Consider the following 20,707-nt stretch of genomic DNA (forward strand, 5'->3'; position numbering starts at 1 on the left):
TACTGGGTCAGCGCGCGCGGCCACTGCTCGGGCCACGCCGGGGTCCTCGACCTCGCGCTGGGTGGGTCGGAGCGAGCGAACAGCTCGTCGTAGCGGGCCTGATGAGGGTGCGATCAGCGCGTTGCGGGGTCGGAAGGCCATCGGAGCGTGCGGGGGCACGCGCCGGTCGCTCGGCGATGGTGTCCAGGGAAGCGCCAACGCCCATCGGCTGGAGAAGTCCTCGTCGACGTCCAGCAGGTGAGAGCGATTGCGCTCGTGTCGCCTCGTGGGCGGTGCGGCCTGCCGCGCCGCTGGTCGTGGGTGGGTGTGGATCGGCCGCTCGGATGAACGCTCCGGCACTTCGTACGGCGGACGGGATTATTTTCCGGACACATGTACTTTAAGTCGGCAGCGGAGGCAGTCTTCGCGAGCTGTCGAGACCTGGCGAGGACTTCCTGCATGACCCAGCAAACCGACCTGCCGACCTCGCCTCCTGCACCAGCGGCCGACCTGAAGACCCGCCTGACCCCCGATGAGGTCATCGTCGTCACCGTGCTGGCGGGGGCGGCCTTCATCACGGTCCTGAACGAGCTGGTCATGGGCGTCGCCCTGCCGCAGGTGATGGCGGAGCTGGCGATCACCGCCAGCACCGGGCAGTGGCTGACAACGGCCTACGCGCTGACCATGGCCGTCGTCATCCCGGCGACCGGCTTCCTGATGCAGCGCTTCGCCACCCGTCCGCTGTTCATCGCGACGATGGTCCTGTTCACCCTCGGGACGGCGATCGCGGCCGTGGCTCCCGGCTTCGAGCTGCTGCTGGCCGGGCGCGTGATCCAGGCTGTGGGGACGGCGATCCTGCTGCCGCTGCTCATGACGACGGCCTTCGGGCTGGCGCCGGCGGGGCGCCGCGGGCAGATGATGGCGGTGACCACCGCCGTGCCCGCCCTGGCCGGGGCGATCGGCCCGGCCATCTCCGGTGTGGTGGTGGCGCAGCTGAGCTGGCGTTGGATCTTCCTGCTGGTCCTGCCGCTGGCCGTGCTCGGCCTGGCGGTGGGGGCGTGGAAGATGCGCAACCTCACCACCCCCAAGCCGGTCCAGATCGACATCGGGTCGCTGGTGCTGGCGGCGATCGGCTTCGGTTCCCTGCTCTACGGCCTGTCGACGGCGGCGGAGTCCGGCGGCGGCCGGGCGCTGGTCGTCTCCGGCGTCGTCTTCGTGGTGGGCGTGGCGGGGATCGCGGCGTTCGTGCTGCGCCAGCGGCAGCTGCAGCACCGGGACGCGGCAGTGCTGGACATGCGGGTGTTCGCCCACCGCGGGTTCAGCCTCTCCGCCGCCCTCTTCATCTTCCTGGTGATGACCGCCTTCGGGGTCAACGTGGTCCTGCCCCTGGTCCTGCAGGACGCCCTGGGCTTCGGTGTCCTGGAGACCGGTCTGCTGCTCATCCCCGGCGGTGCGGCCATCGCCCTCACCGCGGCCGTCGTGGGCCGGCTGTACGAGCCGGTGGGCCCGCGGACGCTGGTCGTCTTCGGCGCGGTCCTGGCCACCGCCGCGTGGGGGTTCCTGTCCACCGTGGACACCGACACCCACATCGCCGTCGTCCTGGCCATGCACCTGCTGATCTCCATCGGCATGGCGTTCATGTGGACACCGCTGTTCACCCTGGCCATGGCCTCCCTGCCCGAGGACCTCTACCCCCACGGCAGTGCCGTGCTCAACACCCTGCAGCAGCTGGGCGGGGCCGCCGGCATCGCAGTCCTGATCGCCGTGCTGACCCTGGTCAGCGGCTCGGAGTCCGCCGAGGCCACAGCGGTGGCCTCCCTGCACGGCATGCGGGCGACCTTCATCGCCGCCGCTCTGCTCACCGCCGTGGCTGCGGTCGGTGCCCTGTTCCTACCCCGCGTGCAGCGAGGGGCCACCGCGGCCGTGCCCGTGTCCATGCACTGAACAGCCGGCTCACCGACCCCGGCACCGCCGACTCCGGCGGTACCGAACCACCACCTCCTGGCCTGCAGCAGGCCAAGGAGACGACAGGCAGGACCGCAGTGGACCTGCCAGCGCACGCCCGCTGACCCGCTGGGTCAACCACCTACGACACGAGGACATGACGGTCACATGAGCAACAGCTCGTTCCTGCTCGGAGCAGTACTGGGAGAGATGCACGGCAACCACCCCGGAGCGTGGCGGATGCCGTCGGCTGATCCGAACGCCTACAGCGACGTGACGGCCTGGGTGCGCGCCGCCCAGATCGCCGAGCGTGGCGGACTGGACTACCTCTTCTTCCCCGACCGGGTCTTCATCTGGGGGGACCTGGAGTCGCGACCGCCCATCGTGACGATGGAGCCGACCTTGACACTGGCCGCGATCGCCCCCGCCACCCGGCGGATCGGCCTGGTCACCACGCTGTCGACCTCCTTCGTCCCGCCCTACACACTGGCCCGTCAACTCAGGGCGCTGGACGTGATGAGTCATGGCCGCGCCGGCTGGCAGGCCATCCCCAGCTACGAACCGGAGGCCTTCGCCAACTACGGGCTGCCCGTTCCGCCGCGCGAGGAGAAGTACGAACGCTTCAACGAGGCCATCCAGATCACCCAGGCGCTGTGGGGGAGCTGGGGCAGAGCCGCAGGCACCCCCGACAAGGCCACCGGACGGTTCGCCGACACCACACAGATCCGCCCCGTCAACCTGCAGGGCCGTCACGTCGCCTCGCGTGGGCCACTGCAGATCCCGCCCTCCGAGCAGGGGCAGCCGGTGATCTTCATGCCCTTCGCCAGTGGCCTCGGTGTGCAGGCCGCCGCCATGTACGCCAACGGCATCATCGCTCACGCCACCTCCATGGAGGAGGCCAAGGCCCAACGCGCCATGATGCGCTCGATGACCGTGGATGCCGGTCGGGACGCGGATGAGGTGAAGTTCCTCAACTTCTTCGCCCTCACCGTCGGTACCACCCTCCAGGAGGCGGTCCAGCGACGCATGGTGCTGGAGGAGGCTGCCGGGATCGAGGGACGGCTGATGCGCCTGTCGGCCGTCCTCGGGCTGCGCCTGGACCCGGCGGATCGGGACAAGCCGCTCACCAGCGCCCAGATCGGGGCCCTCCGCCCGCACCCCGGCGCCGCCCAAGCCGGCTACGCCCTGGAGCTCGCCCGTCAGGGGCGGACACCGCACGAGATCCTCGGTCACGGAGTCCTCGACCAGGCTCCGTCCCTGGTGGGAACGGCCGAGCAGATCGCCGACGTGCTGCAGGAGTGGGTGCAGGCCGGTGCCGCCGATGGCTTCTCCGTGATCATCGACGACCTGCACGACGGGATGGACGCCTTCGTGGACCAGGTCGTGCCCGTCCTGCGTCGGCGCGGTCTCCGCCCCGACGACTACGAGGGAGCGACGCTGCGCGACCACCTGGGCCTGCCGGAGCAGATCGGCCTGGACCCGCGACTGACCGCAGACAAAGAACGCTGATCCGGCTCGTCAGGAGCTGGAGGTGTTCAGCCGTCCTGCACGGGCGACGGACCCTCCTGATCGCAGACGTCCCTCCCGCTGCCGACCTCCAGCAACACCGGCAGCGGGCAACGTCCGCTGCCCGCATCGTCGGCGGCCTCCCCCATCACGAAGTGCTCCGACCCCCTCGCCGAGCTGTCCCACCCTCGAAAGGTCTCGTCATGGACGCCAGCTACACCGCTGAAGCTCTTGCCACCGGCGCCGGCCGAAGCGGCCACGTCGCCACCACCACAGGAACCCTCGACATGGACCTGGCGGTCCCGAAGGAGATGGGGGGTGCGGGCGGCGGAGCGAACCCGGAAGAGCTGTTCGCGGCCGGGTACGCGGCATGCTTCCACTCCGCACTGCAGATGGTCGCCCGGACCCAGAAGGTGCCGATCGCACACTCCTCCGTCGGTAGCCGAGTCCACATCGGGCCCGACGGACAGGGTGGATTCGTGCTGGCCGTCGACCTCGAAGTCGTCATCCCGGACGTGGACCACGACCGAGCACAGGCCCTCGCGGACGCAGCCCACCAGGTCTGCCCCTACTCCAATGCCACCCGCGGCAACATCGAGGTCACCATCTCCGTCAGCGACGACTGACCCCCTGCGGGCCGCCGAATCCCACTGGATGTCCAAGCCCAGCCCGACACGAAAGACCACGCTCATGACGGACAACATCCCCTCCATCGGCATCGTCGGGGCCGGAGCGGTCGGCGTCAACGCCGCCTACGACCTCATGCGCGCCGGCGCCGAGGTCACCTTCCTCGTCCGCCCGCACCGCCAGGAACAGCTCTCTCGTCCACAGGCCATGTACTCCTACGACGACCACACCCTCGACCGGTTCTCCGGCTACGACGTCATCACCGACCCAGCCGCCCTGTCCGACCAGCAGCTGGACTTCCTCATCGTCACCCTCGACAACGCCTCTCTCCGCGCCGAAGCCGGCCTGACCTCGGTCAAGGAGATCGGACGCGCGTTCCGCGGCACGAACACCGGCGTCATCCTCAACGCCGTCGGCATCGGGGTCGTGTCCTGGTTCCTCGCCGAGTCCGGCCTGTCCGAGGACCAGGTCGCCATGGGCAGCACCAACGCCCTGATCCACGAAGTCGCCGCCGCGGACCTGCCCCTCGATCCGAGCGTCGACGCGGACCTGCTCGGCCAGGCGGACTACGCCGTCAAGCACCTCGGCCCGGCAGGGTTCCTCATCGACGACAGCTCCCCACAGCTCGCCGAGGCCTTCACCGCCGTCTACACCGGCAACGGGATCCCCGCCGCGAGCACCGCGTCCGCCAGCGAGACGGCGATCGGTCTTGCCATCCTCGCCCCGATCCTCGCCTGGGGACTCCTCGACTGGCAGTCCCTCGACGACGTTGACGCAACGAACGAGGCCTGGCAGCTCGGCGCGAACAGCATGCGCGAGATCCAGCAGTTGGCCGTCTTCGGCGCCGCCGGCCAAGCTGCGGCCAAGCAGACCACCTCTCAGAGCGTCCTGCAGATGTTCCGGCACATGACTCAGCAGGCCACGCCACTCGACTTGGCCGCCTTCTTCGCCTACCACCACGGTGGCAAGGTGAACCGTCAGGACCTCGACTTCCTCGACGACGCCCGCCAGCGCGCCCAAGCAGAGGGCCAAGACGCCACCGCCCTGCGCGAGCTCGCCAGCCGTCTCAACATCGCGTGATCAGGGGCATCAAGAGCATCTCCTGCCAGTGCGCCGACACCGACGTCCGTGGTCGCTGAGGGCTGACCAGCCTGCTGCCGGGTCGAGCTGCAGCAGGGTGATCCCGCAGGAGCTGTCGGTAGCAGCGGTGCAGATGGGGTTGGCACCCAATGCGGTCGAGATTCGCCAGGCACATGACCGGACCGATGCGCGCGCAGCGGGCTGGACGTTCGACACCTCGGCCAGCCGTGCCGGCCGAGCCGTTCGCGGCTGTGCCAGGCCGGTGGGCTGGTACAGCAACCGGTACAGCAACGGGGTGCGTACGACCACGGATCCGGGCGGATGGTCGCGGACGTCGCGCCGATGTGACCTGCGAAAACGGCACGTCGGTGGACGCTCACGGACGACTGCTCGTGGCTGGGGGTCAAGGGGTCGCAGGTTCAAGTCCTGTCAGCCCGACAGTGGGACAGCGGGCCAGAGGCGGGTCGTCCGGCGTGGACGGCCCGCCTCTGGCGTCAGTACGACAACCGGTACGGCGACGCGCCTGACTGCGCCCACCCCTCGACAGCCTCGTCGAGCCGGTCGCGGGCACCACGACGTCCGGCGGGCTGCCGAGCGCAGCACTCGTATGGCTCCGGGAGGCAGCTGCCGTGCGCGCGGCGCTCACCTCCCGCCCAGTGCCGCGAACGTCCCGGTGCCTCAGCCGCCGGCATCGGCGGACCGGAGGGCCTTGGTGACGCGGTGGTGTGCTGTCCAGATCTCTTCGGGCAGCCCCTCGAAGAGGTTCAGGTGTTCTTCGCGGTGGGTCATCTCCTGCTGCCAGCGGGCGGTGTCGATGGTCAGCAACCGCTCGAGGTCGCCCGGCGGCAGCTCCATGCCACGCAGGTCGAGCTCGTCGGGGGTGGGCACGATGCCGACCGGCGTGCTGGTGCCGGTCACCTCGCCGTCCCGCAGCTGCATCAGCCAGAGCAGGGCCCGCAGGTTGTCCCGGTACCCGGGCCACAGGAAGTGGCCGTCCTCGGGGTCACGCTGGAACCAGTTGACGTGGGCGAACAGCGGCTGCTTGGTCGCCGAGCCGATGATCTTCAGCCACAGCGCGGCGTAGCGCCCTTCCGGGACGGCCATGAACGGGCGCATCGACATCGGGTCGTACCGCAGCACGCCCTCGGTGCCCTCTGCGGCGAAGGTCGCCTCGGCGCCCAGCGTGAGGCCGTCGTAGACCCCCTCGGCCAGGTCGGTGATCGCGCGGACGAGCGGCTCCCGGTCACGCGTGCGCCCGCCGAAGATGATCGCGTCGATCGGCACGCCCTGCGGCTTCTCGTAGTCCGGCGCGATGTTGGGCACGTTGGCCAGGGTGGTGGTGAACCGGCTGTTCGGGTGAGCCCAGGGGGAGGACTCGGCGCCCTCCGGCCGGTCGGAGACCAGCGCACCTGTCCAGTCCCGCCAGCCGGTGACGTCGGCCGGTGGTTGCGGCGTCTTCCCCTCCCACCACACGTCCTGGGTGTCGGCGTTGTAGGCGACGTTGGTGAAGATCGTGCCGGTGCCGGGGGCGATCGCCGCGACCGCGGTGGGGTTGGTGTCCTCGTTGGTGTCCTTGGCGACCCCGAAGACCCCGAACTCGGGGTTGATCGCGTAGACGCGGCCGTCCTGCGGATCGACGCGCAGCCAGGCGATGTCGTCGCCGTAGAAGTCGACGCGATAGCGGTCGCCGAGGACGTCCGGGGGCAGCGTCATGGCCAGGTTGGTCTTGCCCGAGGCGCTCGGCATGCCGCCGCACACGTGGTACGTGCGGCCGGTCTCCTTGTCGGTGATGCCCAGCAGCAGGAACTGCTCGGCGAGGAACTCGCCGGAGACCCAGCCGTCGTAGGCCGCCTGCCGCAGACCGTGCGCGATCTTGCCCAGCAGCGCGTTGCCGCCGTAGGAGGACCCGTAGTGCAGGATCGTCCGCTCGTCGGCGACCGTGACGAAGTAGCGCTCGTCGGCCGGCGTCCCCTGGCCCAGCTTCTCCAGGTCGCCGGTGACGTGCACGCCGCGGACGAAGCTGCCCGGGTCGGCGAGGTCGTTCACGTGCTCGACGCCGACCCTGCCCATCCGGATCATGTGCAACACCACGGTCCGGGCGTCCGTGAGTTCGACGCCGGTGGCGAAGCCCGCCAGCGGCGAGCCGGGTGGGGCCATCAGGTAGGGGACGACGTACATGGTCTTGCCGGCCGAGGCGCCCCGCATCCGGCTCTCGAGCAGCGGTTTCATCTCCGAGGCCGGGCGCCAGTTGTTGTAGACCCCGGCGTCGGTGGGGTCGCTGGTGGCCACCACGGTGCGTTCCTCGGAGCGCGCGGTGTCCTTCGGGTGGCTGCGGGAGTAGTAGCGGCCCTCGCCGGCGGGGGAGAGCTCGCCGGCGGCCAGGGCCTCCTCGATGAGCCGCCCGTCGTCGGCGGCGTTGACCACCTCGAGCCGTTCGGCGCCGGTCAGCTCGAACCAGTGCCGCACGTACTCGCGGACCCGGCTGTTGGTCAGTCCTGCTCGATCGAGAACGGCGTCGACGGCGCTCACGAACTCACCTGCTTCCCGTGGGGATGGAACGAGTCGGTCGGTGGGCCGTCCGGCCCGGTCAGCGGAACGTATCGGGTCGCCGCCGTCGATGCCGCGCCGGACCACCCGTAGCGCGGGGTCGGATGCCGGGTCAGGCCTGCACGGCGAGCACCGGCCGGTCGGCGTCGAGCAGGATTCGCCGTGCGGTGCTGCCCATGAGCAGCCCGCCGACCGGGGAGCGCTTGCGCAGGCCGATGGCGATGACCGACGGGGTGGCGTCCTCCGCGGCCGTGGGGACGGCGTCGGCCAGGTCGCCGCAGTGCGGGGTCTGCCGTACGTCCGGCTCGACGCCGGCGCCGCGAGCACGGCCGGTCATGTCCTCGACGAGTTCAGGTGGCGCGACGTCGGCACTGACGGCCGCGCCGCCCCGAGGGGTGTCCAGCACCAGGAGGTCCTCGCCGCGGCGGCGGGCCTCCTCGGGCCAGGCGGCGAAGGCGGCGCACCCCTCGGAGGTGGGCACGAACCCGACGAGGACGGTCACATCGGTCGTGCGCCGGCGGGTCAGCGCCGCCGGCACCGGCGGCAGCAGGCCACCCGCACGAAGACGGCGAGCAGGACGCCGGAGATGGGCGGGTGGAGAAGCCGGTGGCATCGCCGTCGAAGGTCAGCAGCGATCGGCGCAGCGAGTCCCCAGCAGGAAGCCGAGGACGAAGGCGAGCACGAGCGCGCCGGGTGCACCGTCCGGTGGACGCGAGGGACGGCTCTGCTGGGCTGGTGTGGAAGGGGCAGCCCAGCAGAACCGTCTCGGCGTCCGGAGGTGGTGGTGGGTCAGCGGTGGGTCAGCTCCACGAGGTGCTCGACGTACCCGGGGACGGTGAGGAACGTCGGGAAGTCCTCGTCCAGGGTGACCGCCCGGAACATGCGTGCGGCCTCGTCGAACCGGTCATCCGCTGTGCGCCGCTGGGCGGCGAGGGTCTCGTCCAGGAGCTCCTCGACGTGACCGCGGGTCACCTCCGTGCCCTCGGCGGTGACAGTCCCGTGGTGGATCCACTGCCACAGCTGCGCGCGGCTGATCTCCGCGGTCGCGGCGTCCTCCACGTGCCCGTCGATGGCGACGGCGCCGACCCCGCGGAGCCACCCCTCCAGGTACCGCAGGGCCACGGTGACGTTGGTGCGCACGCCGGCATCGGTGACGTCGCCGGTCACCCCGCGGGTGTCGAGCAGGTCCGCAGCCTGGACCGTCCTGCTCTCCGGCCGGCGCCCCCGCTGGTCGGTGGCTCCGCCGAGGACGGCGTCGAACGCGGCGCGCGCGGTCGTGACCAGCCCCGGATGGGCCGTCCAGGTACCGTCGAACCCCTGGCTCGCCTCGCGGCGCTTGTCCGCGGCGACGGCGGCCAGGGCGCGCTCGGTGGCCTGCGGGTCGTCGCCGTCGGGGATGGCGGTGCTCATCCCACCGATGGCGTGTGCGCCGCGGCGGTGGCAGGTGGCCACCAGCAGGTCGGTGTAGGCCTGCATGAACGGCGTCGTCATCGTCAAGGCCGACCGGTCGGGCAGGACCCAGGACGGTCCCCGTCCGCGGAACTTCTTGATGATGCTGAACAGGTAGTCCCACCGTCCGGCGTTGAGCCCCGCGCAGTGGTCGCGCAGCTCGTGGAGGACCTCCTCCATCTCGAAGGCCGCGGTGATGGTCTCGATGAGGACGGTCGCGCGGATGGTCCCGTGGGACAGCCCCAGGCAGCGCTCGGTCTCGGTGAAGACGTCGTCCCAGAGGCGGGCCTCGGCGGCGGTCTCGATCTTCGGCAGGTAGAAGTACGGCCCGCTGCCCCGGGCGACGAGCTCTGCGGCGTTGTGGAACGCGTGCAGGCCGAAGTCGACCAGTGACGCCACAGCGGCGGTCCGGCGCCCGCTGGGATCGGTCCAGCACAGGTGCTTCTCGACCAGGTGCCAGCCCCGCGGACGGACGATCAGGGTCGGCGCGGTCTCCCACTCGACCGGACCGCCCAGGCGCCGGCGGACGACGTCGGTGAGGAGGACCTGCCCCTCGATGACGTTGCCCCAGGTGGGGCTGGTGGCGTCCTCCAGGTCGGCCACCCAGGTCTGCGCCCCGGAGGTCAGCGCGGCGACGGCCGACGCGGGGTCGAGCGGGCTGGTGATCTCGACCCGTCGGTCCGCGAGACCCGGTCCGGGGCCGGCCACCCGCCAGCTGGGGTCGGCGCGGAGCGCGGCGGTCCCTGGTCGGAAGCCCAGGTCGCGGCCGTTGGAGATGTGCGTGCGGCGGCTGGCGCGTTCGCCCAGCAGCTCGGCCCGCCGGGAGGCGAAACGGGTGTGCAGGTGTGCGAGGAAGGCCAGGGCGTCGGGGGTGAGGACGTCCTCGTCGCGGGGCAGGGCCGGCCCGTGCGTGGTGATCCGTCCGGCGGTCGGCTCCGGTCCGGGCCGGATCGGCATGGGAGCGGAAGGGGCGGCGGGTGGGGCGAGCGTCGTCATGGCAGTTCTCCTTGGCAGCGGGGGGAGCGGGGGAGGGTCAGTGGAACTGCTCGGACTCCGTCGACCCGACGAGGGCGAGGGTCGAGCTGGCCGGGTTGAGCGCGGTGGCGATCCGGTCGAAGTAGCCGGTGCCGACCTCCCGCTGGTGCCGCGTGGCGGTGTAGCCGTCGGGCTCGGAGGCGAACTCGGCCTCCTGCAGCTCCACGTAGGCGCTCATCTGCCGCTCGGCGTAGCCCTGCGCGAGGCTGAACATCGAGTGGTTGAGGGAGTGGAAGCCGGCCAGGGTGATGAACTGGAACGCGTAGCCCATCGCGGCCAGCTCGCGCTGGAACCCGGCGATCTGGTCGTCGTCCAGGTGGCTCTTCCAGTTGAACGACGGCGAGCAGTTGTAGGCCAGCTTCTGGTCGGGGAACTCGGCGTGCACCGCCTCGGCGAAGCGGCGGGCGAGCTCGAGGTCAGGGGTCGCGGACTCGACCCAGATCAGGTCGGCGTACGGGGCGTAGGCCAGTCCCCGGGCGATGACCGGGTCGAAGCCGTTGCGCACGGTGTAGAAGCCCTCCGCCGTCCGCTCGCCGGTGAGGAACGGACGGTCGCGCTCGTCGTGGTCGCTCGTCAGCAGGGTCGCGGCGAGGGCGTCGGTGCGGGCGATGACCAGGGACGGGACGCCGGCGACGTCGGCGGCCAGCCGCGCGGCGTTCAGCGTCCGGATGTGCTGGCCGGTGGGCACCAGGACCTTGCCCCCCATGTGACCGCACTTCTTCTCCGACGCCAGCTGGTCCTCCCAGTGCACGCCGGCGGCACCTGCGGTGATCATCGAGCGCATCAGCTCGTAGGCGTTGAGCGGGCCACCGAAGCCGGCCTCGGCGTCGGCGACGATCGGCACCAGCCAGTCCCGCCCGTCACCGCCGTCCGAGCCCTCGATCTGCCCGGCGCGCAGCAGCGCGTTGTTGATCCGGCGGACGACCGTGGGCACCGAGTCGACCGGGTAGAGGCTCTGGTCGGGGTAGGTCTGCCCGGCGGTGTTGGCGTCGGCGGCGACCTGCCAGCCGGAGAGGTAGATGGCCTTCAAGCCGGCCCGGACCTGCTGGACGGCCTGGTTGCCGGTGAGCGCGCCGAGGGCGGACACCCACTCCCGGCCGTTGCTGGACTCCACCAGCTCGAAGAGCCGCTGCGCGCCCCGGCGGGCGAGGGTGTGCTCCTCCACCACCGGGCCCCGCAGCGCCACGACGTCCTCGGCGGTGTGGTCGCGCCGGATGCCGGCCCACCGCGGGTCGGTCTGCCACTCGAAGGCGAGGTCGGTCGCGGTCTGGACGGCATCGCCGGGTCGGGGGGTCTGCGGGCTCATCGGAGTGCTCCTCGAGGTGGATCGGGGGAACGGGGTTGCACGGATGAGCCTGCGGGGCGACCAGGACGTCGCGGTGGGGTTTCACCCGAGAACTTGACGGTTTCTTCCCGCATCCGGAAGATCCTGCGGATGATGGATGGTCACGACCCGCTCGTCGTAGGACGCCGGATCCGGGAGCTGCGCAGCGCCGCCGGCCTGACCCTGGGTGAGTTCGCGAGCCGGCTGGGTCGCGCGCCGTCGCACCTGTCGATGGTTGAGAACGGGAAGCGGGAACTCCGGGTCGGGGAGCTGCACACCGTGGCCGGCGTGCTCGGGGTGGAGGTGGCGGACCTGCTGTCGCAGGCGCCGCAGTCCCGGCGCGCGCAGCTGGAGATCGCCCTGGAGCGGGCCCAGCGCAGCCCGCTGTTCGGCTCGCTCGGGCTGGCCCCCCTGTCGGTGCGCAAGACGCTGCCCGACCAGGCCATCGAGACGGTGCTCGCGCTGCTCAGCGAGCTGGAACGGGTGCACGAGCAACGGGCGGCGACGCCGGAGGAGGCGCGCCGGGCCAACACCGCGCTACGGGCGGAGATGCGCCGGCGGGGCAACCACCTCGCCGAGCTGGAGACGACCGCGGCCACCCTGCTCGCAGCGGTCGACCACACCGGCGGGCCACTGTCCCAGCGGGTTGCCGCCGACCTCGCCGGCCACCTCGGGTTCACCATCCACCACGTCGGCGACCTGCCCGCCTCCACCCGCAGCCTGACCGACCTGGAAGGCCGCCGGATCTACCTGCCGCGCTCGACCGAGGCCGGCCGGGACCCCCGCTCGACCCTCCTGCAGGCCCTGGCGGGTGCCGTTCTGGGGCACAGCCCGCCGGAAGACTACGAGTCCTTCCTCCGACAGCGGGTGGAGAGCAACTACCTCGCCGGCGCCCTCCTGGTGCCCGCGGCGACCGCGGTGCCGCTGCTGAAGGCGGCGAAGGACCGCCGCGAGCTGTCGGTGGAGGACCTGCGCGACGCCTACGCCGTGACCTACGAGACCGCCGCCCACCGGTTCACCAACCTGGCCACCGAGCACCTGGGCATCCCGGTGCACTTCCTGAAGGCCCATGAGTCCGGCGCCATCGCCAAGGCCTACGAGAACGACGACGTCCAGTTCCCGACCGACCCGCTCGGCACCGTCGAGGGCCAGCTGGTGTGCCGCTGGTGGGCGGCCCGGCGGGTGTTCGCCGTCGAGGACCGGTTCAGCCCGTACCACCAGCTCACCGACAAGCCCGGCGGGACGTACTGGTGCACCTCGAGCATCCAGGCCACCGGCCGGGGGGCCTTCTCGCTGTCGGTGGGGACGTCGTTCGCCCATGCGAAGTGGTTCCGCGGCATGGACGCCGACCAGCGGTTCACCTCGACGTGCCCGGACGAGAGCTGCTGCCGTACGCCACCGCCGGCGCTCGCGGAGCGCTGGGCCAGCCGGGCACTGCCGACGCCGCGGTTGAACGCCACGCTGTTCGCCACGCTCCCGACCGTGCCCAGCGTGACCACCGGCGGCTCGTCGTCCTCACCGGGTGTGGACACCACCGAGGCGTACCGCTTCCTGGAACGTCACTCCCGGGCAAGTCGGCCTTGACCCCGTACCGCGCGGGAGATCGTCCGGCGCGGTCTTCAGTCGGGACCTGCTCACCTCGAGCGGCGCGCGCCTTGGCGCGCATGCCCCGCGACCTGGTCGTCGCGTGCGTTGCCTGGCCGTCCCCGCCGTTGTCACGACCGGCCGCTACCCGCGTCCGAGGCCGCTGCCACGAGCGCTCACCAAGGTCCCGACCATCCCCTCACCATCCGGGACGTGACGCGCGTCCAGGGCCGACCCCTTCCCGCAGCGCAGTCCGAGAGACCTGTCGCTCACACGACGAGGACAGCAACCGGTACAGCAACGCGGTCATGGACGACGGCTGGCGCAGGCGTACGGCAACAGACGGCGGGTCCTCGTGACCTGCGAGAACGGCACGTCAGCGGACGTCCACGGAAGTCTGCACGTGACTGGGGTCAAGGGGGCGCAGGTTCGACGACCTGTCAGCTCGACAGGGAGACCGCAGGTCAGAGGCGGGTCGTCCGGAATCGGGCGGCCCGCCACCTGCGCTCCCGAGACCCGGTCGATGGGTCGCTGTCCTTCAAAGGCTGAGCACGACGGGAACCCAGGTCAACGGCTCAGCGATGTCGACGACCGTGCCTGCAGCACGCGTGAGGAGTCGGTCTCCTGCCGCGATGCCGGGACCCGACCGCTGCCGCGAAGCGGCAGTCGCTCGGCCGCGGGGCGGGTCGCCGCAGGAGAGCCCAGATGAGAGTGGTGTGGGTCGTCGGAACCCAGGATCGTCGAGGACTGACGCTCTGCAGCAGCAGGTGCAGCAGGTGCAGCAGGTGCAGCAGGTGCAGCAACGCGGAGACGGCAACCGGACGCTCCGGGCTCCGGGACCCGCCGGCCGGCACGTGGGTCGACCTCCACCGCCACGACTCCCGTCCTGCCCGACGGAGTGATGGAGGCCGACGTGCCCCGCGGCTCAGTCGGCGAGGACCCTCAGCGGGAGCGGGACGGTGAGTGGGCGTTCAGCGAACGCCCGCAGGTCGGCGACCTCGCACTCCCGGCCGCAGGCCCGGGCGGTGAGCAGCGCGGTGGCCGAGCCGCAGACCCGGCCCTGGCACCAGCCCATGCCGGTGCGGGTCAGCAGCTTGACGGTGCGGGCGTCGGTGGCGCCCCACTCGCCGACGGCGTCCCGGACGGCGCCGACCGGCACCTCCTCGCATCGGCACAGCAGGGTCTCGTCCGGCAGCGCGTCGAGCACCTCCGGTGGCACCGGGTGCACGGCGTGGAGCGCGGCGGCGAAGCGGCGCAGGGCCGCACGCCGCCTCAGCAGGCGGGCGGGAACGCCGGCGTCCACCGCCGAGCGGCCGGCGATCTCGCCCTCGACGACGGCGAGCTCCGATCCGCCGATGCCGGTGCACTCGCCGGCCGCCCAGACCCCCGGGACGCTGGTCCGCCCGGCGTCGTCCGCTGTCACCACCAGGCTGCCGTCGGCGCCCAGCTCCGTCGCGCACCCCAGCTGCAGGTGCAGCTCCAGATGCGGGGTGAAGCCCCAGCCGACCGCGAGCAGGTCGCACGGCACGGTCGACACCCCACCGGGCACCGGGCGGCCGGCCCGGTCCAGCCGGGCGACCTCCACCGCCTCCAGCTGGTCGGTGCCCAGCGCCCGGACGACGACCGAGCGCCGCCGGTACCGGGTCCGGGTGCGGGCCAGCCGGAGCAGGTAGCCGGCCGCCTCGCCCAGCTTGCCGCGTGCGCCGAGGACCGCCCTGGGGTGGCGGACGAAGCCGGCCGGTGAGTTCGCCTCCACGACCGCGGCCACCGTCGCGCCGCTGCGCAGCAGGCCGTCGGCCACCGGGAGCAGGAACGGCCCGGTGCCGGCGACGACCGCGCGCCGGCCGGCCGCGACGCCGTGCTGCTTGAGCAGCGCCTGGACCCCGCCGGCGGCCAGCACGCCGGGCAGGTCCCAGCCGGGGAAGGGCAGCTGCCGGTCGTAGGCGCCGGGAGCCAGCACCAGGCGGCGGCCGCGGACGACCGCCGCACCGCCGCCGGCCCGCGGCTCGCGGCCCACCACGCAGTGCACCACCCAGCCGTCCGCGTCGGCGGCGACCGTCTGCACGGTGTGCTCGACCAGGCAGACCACCGCAGCGGCCCGGATCCGGCGCAGCAGCGCCACGAACCGGTCGCGGTCGTGGTGCAGGCCGGCGCCCGATCCCTGCTCGGCATTGCGCCAGTACTGCCCGCCCGGCCCGGGACCGGCATCGACGAGTGCGACGGTGGCACCCGTCTCGGCCGCGGCGGCAGCCGCCGCCAGACCGGCCGGGCCGCCCCCGACCACCAGCACGTCGACCCGGTCAGCAGGTGCGGTCATCGTGCCCCGTCCCGTGCTGGGTGGTGACGGCGGCACCGGCGGCGGCCGGCAGCAGGCAGGCGCGCAGCGACGTCTCGCCGTCCACGGTCACCAGGCAGTCGAAGCAGACGCCGATCCCGCAGAACAGCCCCCGCGGGCGGCCCTCGTGCCGGGTGGTCCGCCACGACCGGATGCCGGCGGCGGTGAGCGCGGCCCCCACCGACCAGCCCTGGCGGAAGGCGATCGGCGCCCCGTCGAAGGTGAAGGTGTCCTCGCTGGTCATGCGGGCAGCTCCTCGAAGCGCTCGGGACGGAACGGGTGCAGGGGGAGCTCGGTCGGCCGGTCGCACAGGCTCTGCCCGACGAGCAGCCCGGTGGCCGCGGCCAGCCCGATCCCGGCGCCCTCGTGGCCGCAGGCGTGCCACAGCCCCGGAGCCCGCGGGTCGGGGCCGATCACCGGCAGGTGGTCGGGGCAGTAGGGCCGGAAGCCGCGGTAGCCGCGGAGCACCGAGACGTCGGCGAGGAACGGGAACAGCCGCCGCGCGCCGTCGGCGAGCACGCGGACCGCGTCGGGTGACCAGCTGCGGTCGAAGCCGACCCGCTCCCGGGTGGCGCCGATCAGCACGGTGCCCGCGCGGGTGCCTTCCACGACCGGCGAGCTCTGCAGCCCCGCTGAGTCGCTGGCGACGTCGGCGACGTAGTCGGCGTAGTAGACCTTGTGCCGCACCACGGTGGGCAGCGGCTCGGTGACCAGCACGAACCCCCGCCGCGGGGCGACCGGGACGGCGACGTCCGCCAGCGCCGCGACCTGCCCGGCCCACGTGCCGGCCGCGTTCACCACGGCGCCGGCGGGCAGGTCGCGGACCGCGGTCCGCACGCCGGTGACCCGGTCGCCGTCGCGCAGCAGGGCGGTCACCTCCTCGCCGGTCAGCACGGTGGCCCCGGCGTCGCGGGCCAGCCGGAGGAGCGCGGCCGCGGTGAGCATCGGCTGCAGCTGCATGTCCTGCGGGTAGAGGTGGCCGCCGGCCAGGTCGCGGGCGAGGTTGGGCTCGTGCTCGGGCAGCTCGTCGGCCGGCACCGCGACCGACGTGACACCGGCTGCCCGCTGGTGCCCGGCCAGCTCGGTCAGGGAGGTCATCGTCGCGGCGGAGGAGGCGACCACCAGGCCACCCTTCTCCTCGAGCTCGACCCACGCGCCGAGGGTGCGACCCCGCAACGGCAGTGCGCCGAGCTCCCGCCACACCCGGTGCGACAGCAGGGCCAGGTCCAGCTCGGCGCCCGGTTCCTTGTCCGAGACCAGCAGGTTGCCCTCGCCGGCTCCCGTCGTGCCGCCGGCGATCGGGCCGCGGTCGACCACGACCACCGACAGCCCGGCCGAGGCGGCGGCGTGGGCGCAGGCAGCCCCGATCACCCCCGCCCCGATGACGACGACGTCGGGGTGGTGCTCGCCGCCGGTCATCCCCGACCGAGCGCGCGGTCGGCGATCCGGTCCAGCGTGCCCGTGGGGTGGTAGAGCCGCGCCTCGACGATCCGGCCGTCCGCGCACCGCACCACCGAGCAGCCGGGCACGTCCAGCGGCGGCAGGTCGGTCCCGGCTGCCGGCGTGCCCCGCATGCGCCACTCGATGACCGCGGAGTCGCCGTCCTCCAGCGCGCCGACGAAGCTGCGCGCGTAGTCGGGGTAGCAGCGGATGAGCTCGGTCTGCACGGCCCGGTCCTCGGCCGCCGAGGAGACCGCCGGGCTGCCGTTGACCAGCACGGCGAGGTCGGGTGCGACGAAGGCGGCGGCTGCGTCGTGGTCGCCCCGGTTCGCGGCTGCGTCGTAGGCGAGCCAGATCTCCCGGGGGCCGGGTCGGCCGGTCGTCGTCACGGGCAGGTCCTCGTCTCGTCGTCCAGTTGGGTGCTCATTGTCTCCGACGGTGCAATGTGAAATTGTACTGATCGACGCCGCGGTCCGGAACGGCCCGGCGGCCCCGCGCTCCCCGAGCCGCCCCCGTTGATCGGAGTACCCCATGACCTCTGCCCGCACCCCCTGGCACGGCGTCCTCGTCGCCACCGCCCTGCCGCTGCGACCGGACCTGTCCGTGGACCTCGACGGGTACGCCGAGCACGTCGCCTGGCTGGCCGCCGAGGGATGCGACGGCGTGACGCCGAACGGCTCGCTGGGGGAGTACCAGACCCTGACGCCCGAGGAGCGCTCCGCCGTGGTGCGCACCGCGGTCGCCGCCGCGCCGGAGGGCTTCACGGTCATGCCCGGGGTGGCCGCCTACGGGTCCCGGGAGGCTGCGCAGTGGGCCGCGGACGCCGCCGAGGCAGGCTGCCCCGCGGTCATGCTGCTCCCGCCCAACGCCTACCGCGCCGACGAGCGCGCCGTCGTCGAGCACTACCGCGCCGTCGCCGCCGTGGGCGTGCCGGTCGTCGCCTACAACAACCCGATCGACACCAAGGTCGACCTGACCCCCGAGCTGCTCGCCCGGCTGCACGGCGAGGGTCTCATCGTGGCGGTCAAGGAGTTCTCCGGCGACGTCCGCCGCAGCTACCGGATCACCGAGCTGGCCCCCGACCTCGACGTGCTGGTCGGCGCGGACGACGTCGTGCTGGAGCTCGGCGTGGCCGGCGCGCCGGGCTGGGTGTCGGGCTACCCCAACGCCTTCCCCCGTGCCTGCGTCGAGCTCTTCGCCGCCGTCCGGGCCGGGGACCTGGACACCGCGTTGCCGCTGTACCGCGACCTGCACCCGCTGCTGCGCTGGGACTCCCAGGTCGAGTTCGTCCAGGCGATCAAGCTGTCCATGGACGTCGTCGGCCGGGCCGGCGGCCCGTGCCGCCCGCCGCGGGTGCCGCTGCTGGACGAGGCCGCGGCGACGGTGCGCGAGCACACCGAGAAGCTGGCCGCCGCCGGCTACCGCTGACCGGGGGCCGACGATGCGCAGCTCGCGGGTCTTCGCCGCGGTCGACTCGCACACCGAGGGCATGCCCACCCGGGTGGTCACCGGCGGGGTCGGCGTCATCCCCGGCGCCAGCATGGCCGAGCGCCGGCAGTACTTCATGGCCCACCTGGACGACGTCCGCACCCTGCTGATGTACGAGCCGCGGGGCCACGGCGCGATGAGCGGGGCGATCCTGCAGCCGCCCACCCGGCCCGACGCCGACTGGGGCGTGCTGTTCATCGAGGTGAGCGGCTGCCTGCCGATGTGCGGCCACGGCACCATCGGGGTGGCCACCGTGCTGGTGGAGACGGGCATGGTCACGGTCACCGAGCCGGTCACCGAGATCCGGCTGGAGACGCCGGCCGGCCTGGTGGTGGCCGAGGTGCAGGTGCGCGACGGGGCGGCCACCTCGGTGACGCTGCGGAACGTGGCCTCCTTCGCCACCCACCTGGGTGCGACCGTCGACGTGCCCGGGGTGGGTGCGGTGGCGGTCGACGTCGCCTTCGGCGGCAACTTCTACGCGATCACCGAGCTCGCGGCGCTGGGCATCCCGTTCACCCCGGCCGACCCGGCGGTGCGGCAGCGGCTGCTCGACGCGGGCCTGGCGATCATGGACGCGGTCACCGAGCAGCTCGCGCCGGTGCACCCGGAGCAGCCGGAGATGGCCGGCTGCCACCACGTCTACCTGGCCGCCCCGGGGTCGACGGCGGTGCACTCCCGGCACGCGATGGCCATCCACCCCGGCTGGTTCGACCGGTCCCCGTGCGGCACCGGCACCTCGGCCCGGATGGCCCAGCTGCACGCCCGCGGCGAGCTGGCGCTGGACACCGACTTCACCAACGAGTCGGTCATCGGCAGCTCCTTCGTCGGGCGGCTGCTCGGCACCACGACCGTCGGCGGCCTGCCCGCCGTGCTCCCCACCATCACCGGACGGGCCTGGATCACCGGGATGGGCCAGTACCTGCTCGACCCGACCGACCCGTTCCCGGCCGGCTTCCAGCTCTGAGACCCGCGAGGAGAACCATGACCGAGCTGCGCTCCACCTCGCCCCAGCGCCCCGACGACGTCGTCGTCACCCTGCAGGCAGCCACCGCGGCCGACGTGGCCGCGGCCGCGGACGCTGCCCGGGGGGCCCAGTCAGGCTGGGCAGCAGCGCCCCCGGCCGTCCGGGCCGCTGCCCTCGGCGGAGCCGCCGACGCGGTCGAGGGCGCTGCTGCCGAGCTGACCGACCTGGTCGTCCGCGAGGTCGGCAAGCCCCGGGGCGAGGCCGCCGGGGAGGTCGGCCGGGCGGTGGCCATCCTCCGCTACCACGCCCAGCAGGTGTACGACCCGCAGGGCGCGGTGCACGCGCCCAGCAGCGGCGGCACCGGGCTGTCGTTCACCCGGCGGCGGGCGCGCGGGGTGGCCGGGCTGATCACGCCGTGGAACTTCCCGCTGGCCATCCCGCTGTGGAAGGCCGCGCCCGCGCTCGCCTTCGGCAACGCCGTGCTGCTCAAGCCCGCGCCGCAGGCCACCGCGTGCGCCCTGCGGCTGGCCGAACTGCTCACGCCCCACCTGCCCGGCGGGCTGCTGGCCGTGCTGCCCGGTGGAGCCGAGGCCGGCGCGGCCGTCGTCGACGCCGCCGACGTCGTCTCCTTCACCGGCTCGGCCGCCGTCGGCGCGGGCATCGCCGTCGCCGCGACCCGCCGCGGCGTGCCGGTGCAGTGCGAGATGGGCGGGCAGAACCCCGCCGTCGTGCTGCCCGACGCCGACCTCGAGCGCGCCGCCGGTCAGATCGCCGCGGCCGCGTTCGGCTTCGCCGGCCAGAAGTGCACGGCCACCAAGCGCGTGGTCGTGCTCGGCCGGGTGGAGGAGTTCACCGAGGCGCTGGTCGCCGCAGCCCGGGCCCTGCCGTTCGGCGACCCGGCCGACGCGGCGACCCTCGTCGGCCCGGTGGTGGAGGAGTCCGCCCGGGACCGGGTGGTCGCCGCCGCCACCGGCGCCCGGTCGGCCGGTGGCCGCGTGCTCACCGGTGGGACGGCGACCGGGGACGGCGGCTGGTACGTCGGGCCGACCGTCGTCGACGGGCTGCCCGAGGACGCCGAGCTGTTGCGGGAGGAGACGTTCGGGCCGATCTGCGCGGTGGTGGCGGCGGACTCGGTGGCCGACGCCGTGCGCCGGGCCAACGCCGTCCGGTACGGGCTGACCGCCGCGGTCTACACCGGCGACCTGGACGCCGCGCTGCAGGTGGTCGACGGTCTCGCCGCCGGCCAGGTCAAGGTGAACGCACCGACCACCGGCGTCGACTTCCACCTGCCCTTCGGCGGGCAGCGGGACTCCAGCTACGGCGCGCGGGAGCAGGGCAAGGCCGCGCAGGACTTCTACACCTCCCTGCACACGGTGACCGTCGCTCCGACGGGCCGGTGACCGGC

16 protein-coding genes are annotated in these 20,707 nt (G+C 73.0%); 8 read left to right on the forward strand and 8 right to left on the reverse strand.

Features of this window, described 5'->3' with window-relative positions:
* Window positions 1-438: 438 nt before the first annotated feature.
* The 4 genes from HL054_RS06425 to HL054_RS06440 all read left to right on the forward strand — a co-directional run bounded on the left by HL054_RS06425 (window position 439) and on the right by HL054_RS06440 (window position 5,136).
* Window positions 439-1,923 (forward strand): DHA2 family efflux MFS transporter permease subunit, encoded by a 1,485-nt coding sequence (locus HL054_RS06425; RefSeq protein ID WP_369138018.1) that lies wholly within the window; start codon window positions 439-441, stop codon window positions 1,921-1,923.
* A gap of 168 nt (window positions 1,924-2,091) precedes the next feature.
* Window positions 2,092-3,432 carry an NtaA/DmoA family FMN-dependent monooxygenase gene (locus HL054_RS06430; RefSeq protein ID WP_369138019.1) on the forward strand — a complete coding sequence of 447 codons (1,341 nt, stop codon included), beginning with the start codon at window positions 2,092-2,094 and terminating at the stop codon, window positions 3,430-3,432.
* 200 nt (window positions 3,433-3,632) lie between these two features.
* A complete protein-coding gene (locus HL054_RS06435) occupies window positions 3,633-4,055 on the forward strand; it encodes an organic hydroperoxide resistance protein (protein WP_369138020.1) in 423 nt (140 codons plus the stop codon).
* A gap of 64 nt (window positions 4,056-4,119) precedes the next feature.
* Complete coding sequence (locus tag HL054_RS06440; RefSeq protein ID WP_369138022.1) at window positions 4,120-5,136, forward strand: ketopantoate reductase family protein; 1,017 nt, start codon at window positions 4,120-4,122, stop codon at window positions 5,134-5,136.
* A 678-nt stretch (window positions 5,137-5,814) separates the two neighbouring features.
* On the opposite strand, the gene HL054_RS06445 is transcribed toward HL054_RS06440, so the two are convergent.
* The 4 genes from HL054_RS06445 to aceA form a co-directional block, all read right to left on the reverse strand.
* On the reverse strand, window positions 5,815-7,665 hold the full coding sequence (locus tag HL054_RS06445; RefSeq protein ID WP_369138023.1) for a phosphoenolpyruvate carboxykinase (GTP): 1,851 nt from the start codon (window positions 7,663-7,665) through the stop codon (window positions 5,815-5,817).
* A gap of 130 nt (window positions 7,666-7,795) precedes the next feature.
* Entirely contained in the window at window positions 7,796-8,221 is a 426-nt protein-coding gene (locus tag HL054_RS06450) for a universal stress protein (RefSeq protein ID WP_369138024.1), read from the reverse strand.
* Between the two features lie 251 nt (window positions 8,222-8,472).
* Window positions 8,473-10,128: a malate synthase A gene (aceB, locus tag HL054_RS06455; RefSeq protein WP_369138025.1), complete on the reverse strand. Its 1,656-nt coding sequence runs from the start codon at window positions 10,126-10,128 to the stop codon at window positions 8,473-8,475.
* 37 nt (window positions 10,129-10,165) lie between these two features.
* Window positions 10,166-11,473 (reverse strand): isocitrate lyase, encoded by a 1,308-nt coding sequence (gene aceA, locus HL054_RS06460; protein WP_369138026.1) that lies wholly within the window; start codon window positions 11,471-11,473, stop codon window positions 10,166-10,168.
* A 129-nt stretch (window positions 11,474-11,602) separates the two neighbouring features.
* Between aceA and HL054_RS06465 the strand changes: the two genes are divergently transcribed.
* A complete protein-coding gene (locus HL054_RS06465) occupies window positions 11,603-13,075 on the forward strand; it encodes a helix-turn-helix domain-containing protein (RefSeq protein ID WP_369138027.1) in 1,473 nt (490 codons plus the stop codon).
* A gap of 925 nt (window positions 13,076-14,000) precedes the next feature.
* Here HL054_RS06465 and HL054_RS06470 read toward each other — a convergent pair.
* The 4 genes from HL054_RS06470 to HL054_RS06485 are packed head-to-tail and all read right to left on the reverse strand — an operon-like array spanning window position 14,001 to window position 17,239.
* On the reverse strand, window positions 14,001-15,392 hold the full coding sequence (locus tag HL054_RS06470) for an NAD(P)/FAD-dependent oxidoreductase (protein ID WP_369138028.1): 1,392 nt from the start codon (window positions 15,390-15,392) through the stop codon (window positions 14,001-14,003).
* A complete protein-coding gene (locus tag HL054_RS06475; protein WP_369138029.1) occupies window positions 15,376-15,654 on the reverse strand; it encodes a (2Fe-2S)-binding protein in 279 nt (92 codons plus the stop codon). The genes HL054_RS06470 and HL054_RS06475 overlap by 17 nt, the downstream gene beginning before the upstream one ends.
* Entirely contained in the window at window positions 15,651-16,829 is a 1,179-nt protein-coding gene (locus tag HL054_RS06480) for an NAD(P)/FAD-dependent oxidoreductase (RefSeq protein WP_369138031.1), read from the reverse strand. Before HL054_RS06480 ends, HL054_RS06475 begins: the two co-directional genes overlap by 4 nt.
* Window positions 16,826-17,239, reverse strand: coding sequence for a nuclear transport factor 2 family protein (locus HL054_RS06485; protein WP_369138032.1), 414 nt, complete (start codon window positions 17,237-17,239; stop codon window positions 16,826-16,828). Before HL054_RS06485 ends, HL054_RS06480 begins: the two co-directional genes overlap by 4 nt.
* Before the next feature lie 142 nt (window positions 17,240-17,381).
* Between HL054_RS06485 and HL054_RS06490 the strand changes: the two genes are divergently transcribed.
* The 3 genes from HL054_RS06490 to HL054_RS06500 are packed head-to-tail and all read left to right on the forward strand — an operon-like array spanning window position 17,382 to window position 20,702.
* Window positions 17,382-18,278 carry a dihydrodipicolinate synthase family protein gene (locus HL054_RS06490; RefSeq protein WP_369138033.1) on the forward strand — a complete coding sequence of 299 codons (897 nt, stop codon included), beginning with the start codon at window positions 17,382-17,384 and terminating at the stop codon, window positions 18,276-18,278.
* Between the two features lie 13 nt (window positions 18,279-18,291).
* Window positions 18,292-19,302 carry a proline racemase family protein gene (locus HL054_RS06495; protein WP_369138034.1) on the forward strand — a complete coding sequence of 337 codons (1,011 nt, stop codon included), beginning with the start codon at window positions 18,292-18,294 and terminating at the stop codon, window positions 19,300-19,302.
* 17 nt (window positions 19,303-19,319) lie between these two features.
* On the forward strand, window positions 19,320-20,702 hold the full coding sequence (locus HL054_RS06500; RefSeq protein WP_369138035.1) for an aldehyde dehydrogenase family protein: 1,383 nt from the start codon (window positions 19,320-19,322) through the stop codon (window positions 20,700-20,702).
* Window positions 20,703-20,707: the final 5 nt, after the last annotated feature.

Origin of the sequence: Modestobacter versicolor (assembly GCF_041028285.1) — a bacterium.
In the GTDB taxonomy this organism is placed as follows: Bacteria; Actinomycetota; Actinomycetes; order Mycobacteriales; family Geodermatophilaceae; genus Modestobacter; species Modestobacter versicolor_A.

What these genes read in the sequence shown, in the direction of transcription:
- HL054_RS06425 (WP_369138018.1), top strand. Translation starts at nt 439, where the DNA reads ATGACCCAGCAAACCGACCTGCCGACCTCGCCTCCTGCACCAGCGGCC.
- HL054_RS06430 (WP_369138019.1), top strand. Translation starts at nt 2,092, where the DNA reads ATGAGCAACAGCTCGTTCCTGCTCGGAGCAGTACTGGGAGAGATGCAC.
- HL054_RS06435 (WP_369138020.1), top strand. Translation starts at nt 3,633, where the DNA reads ATGGACGCCAGCTACACCGCTGAAGCTCTTGCCACCGGCGCCGGCCGA.
- HL054_RS06440 (WP_369138022.1), top strand. Translation starts at nt 4,120, where the DNA reads ATGACGGACAACATCCCCTCCATCGGCATCGTCGGGGCCGGAGCGGTC.
- aceB (WP_369138025.1), bottom strand. Translation starts at nt 10,128, where the DNA reads ATGACGACGCTCGCCCCACCCGCCGCCCCTTCCGCTCCCATGCCGATC.
- aceA (WP_369138026.1), bottom strand. Translation starts at nt 11,473, where the DNA reads ATGAGCCCGCAGACCCCCCGACCCGGCGATGCCGTCCAGACCGCGACC.
- HL054_RS06465 (WP_369138027.1), top strand. Translation starts at nt 11,603, where the DNA reads ATGATGGATGGTCACGACCCGCTCGTCGTAGGACGCCGGATCCGGGAG.
- HL054_RS06470 (WP_369138028.1), bottom strand. Translation starts at nt 15,392, where the DNA reads ATGACCGCACCTGCTGACCGGGTCGACGTGCTGGTGGTCGGGGGCGGC.
- HL054_RS06475 (WP_369138029.1), bottom strand. Translation starts at nt 15,654, where the DNA reads ATGACCAGCGAGGACACCTTCACCTTCGACGGGGCGCCGATCGCCTTC.
- HL054_RS06480 (WP_369138031.1), bottom strand. Translation starts at nt 16,829, where the DNA reads ATGACCGGCGGCGAGCACCACCCCGACGTCGTCGTCATCGGGGCGGGG.
- HL054_RS06490 (WP_369138033.1), top strand. Translation starts at nt 17,382, where the DNA reads ATGACCTCTGCCCGCACCCCCTGGCACGGCGTCCTCGTCGCCACCGCC.
- HL054_RS06495 (WP_369138034.1), top strand. Translation starts at nt 18,292, where the DNA reads ATGCGCAGCTCGCGGGTCTTCGCCGCGGTCGACTCGCACACCGAGGGC.
- HL054_RS06500 (WP_369138035.1), top strand. Translation starts at nt 19,320, where the DNA reads ATGACCGAGCTGCGCTCCACCTCGCCCCAGCGCCCCGACGACGTCGTC.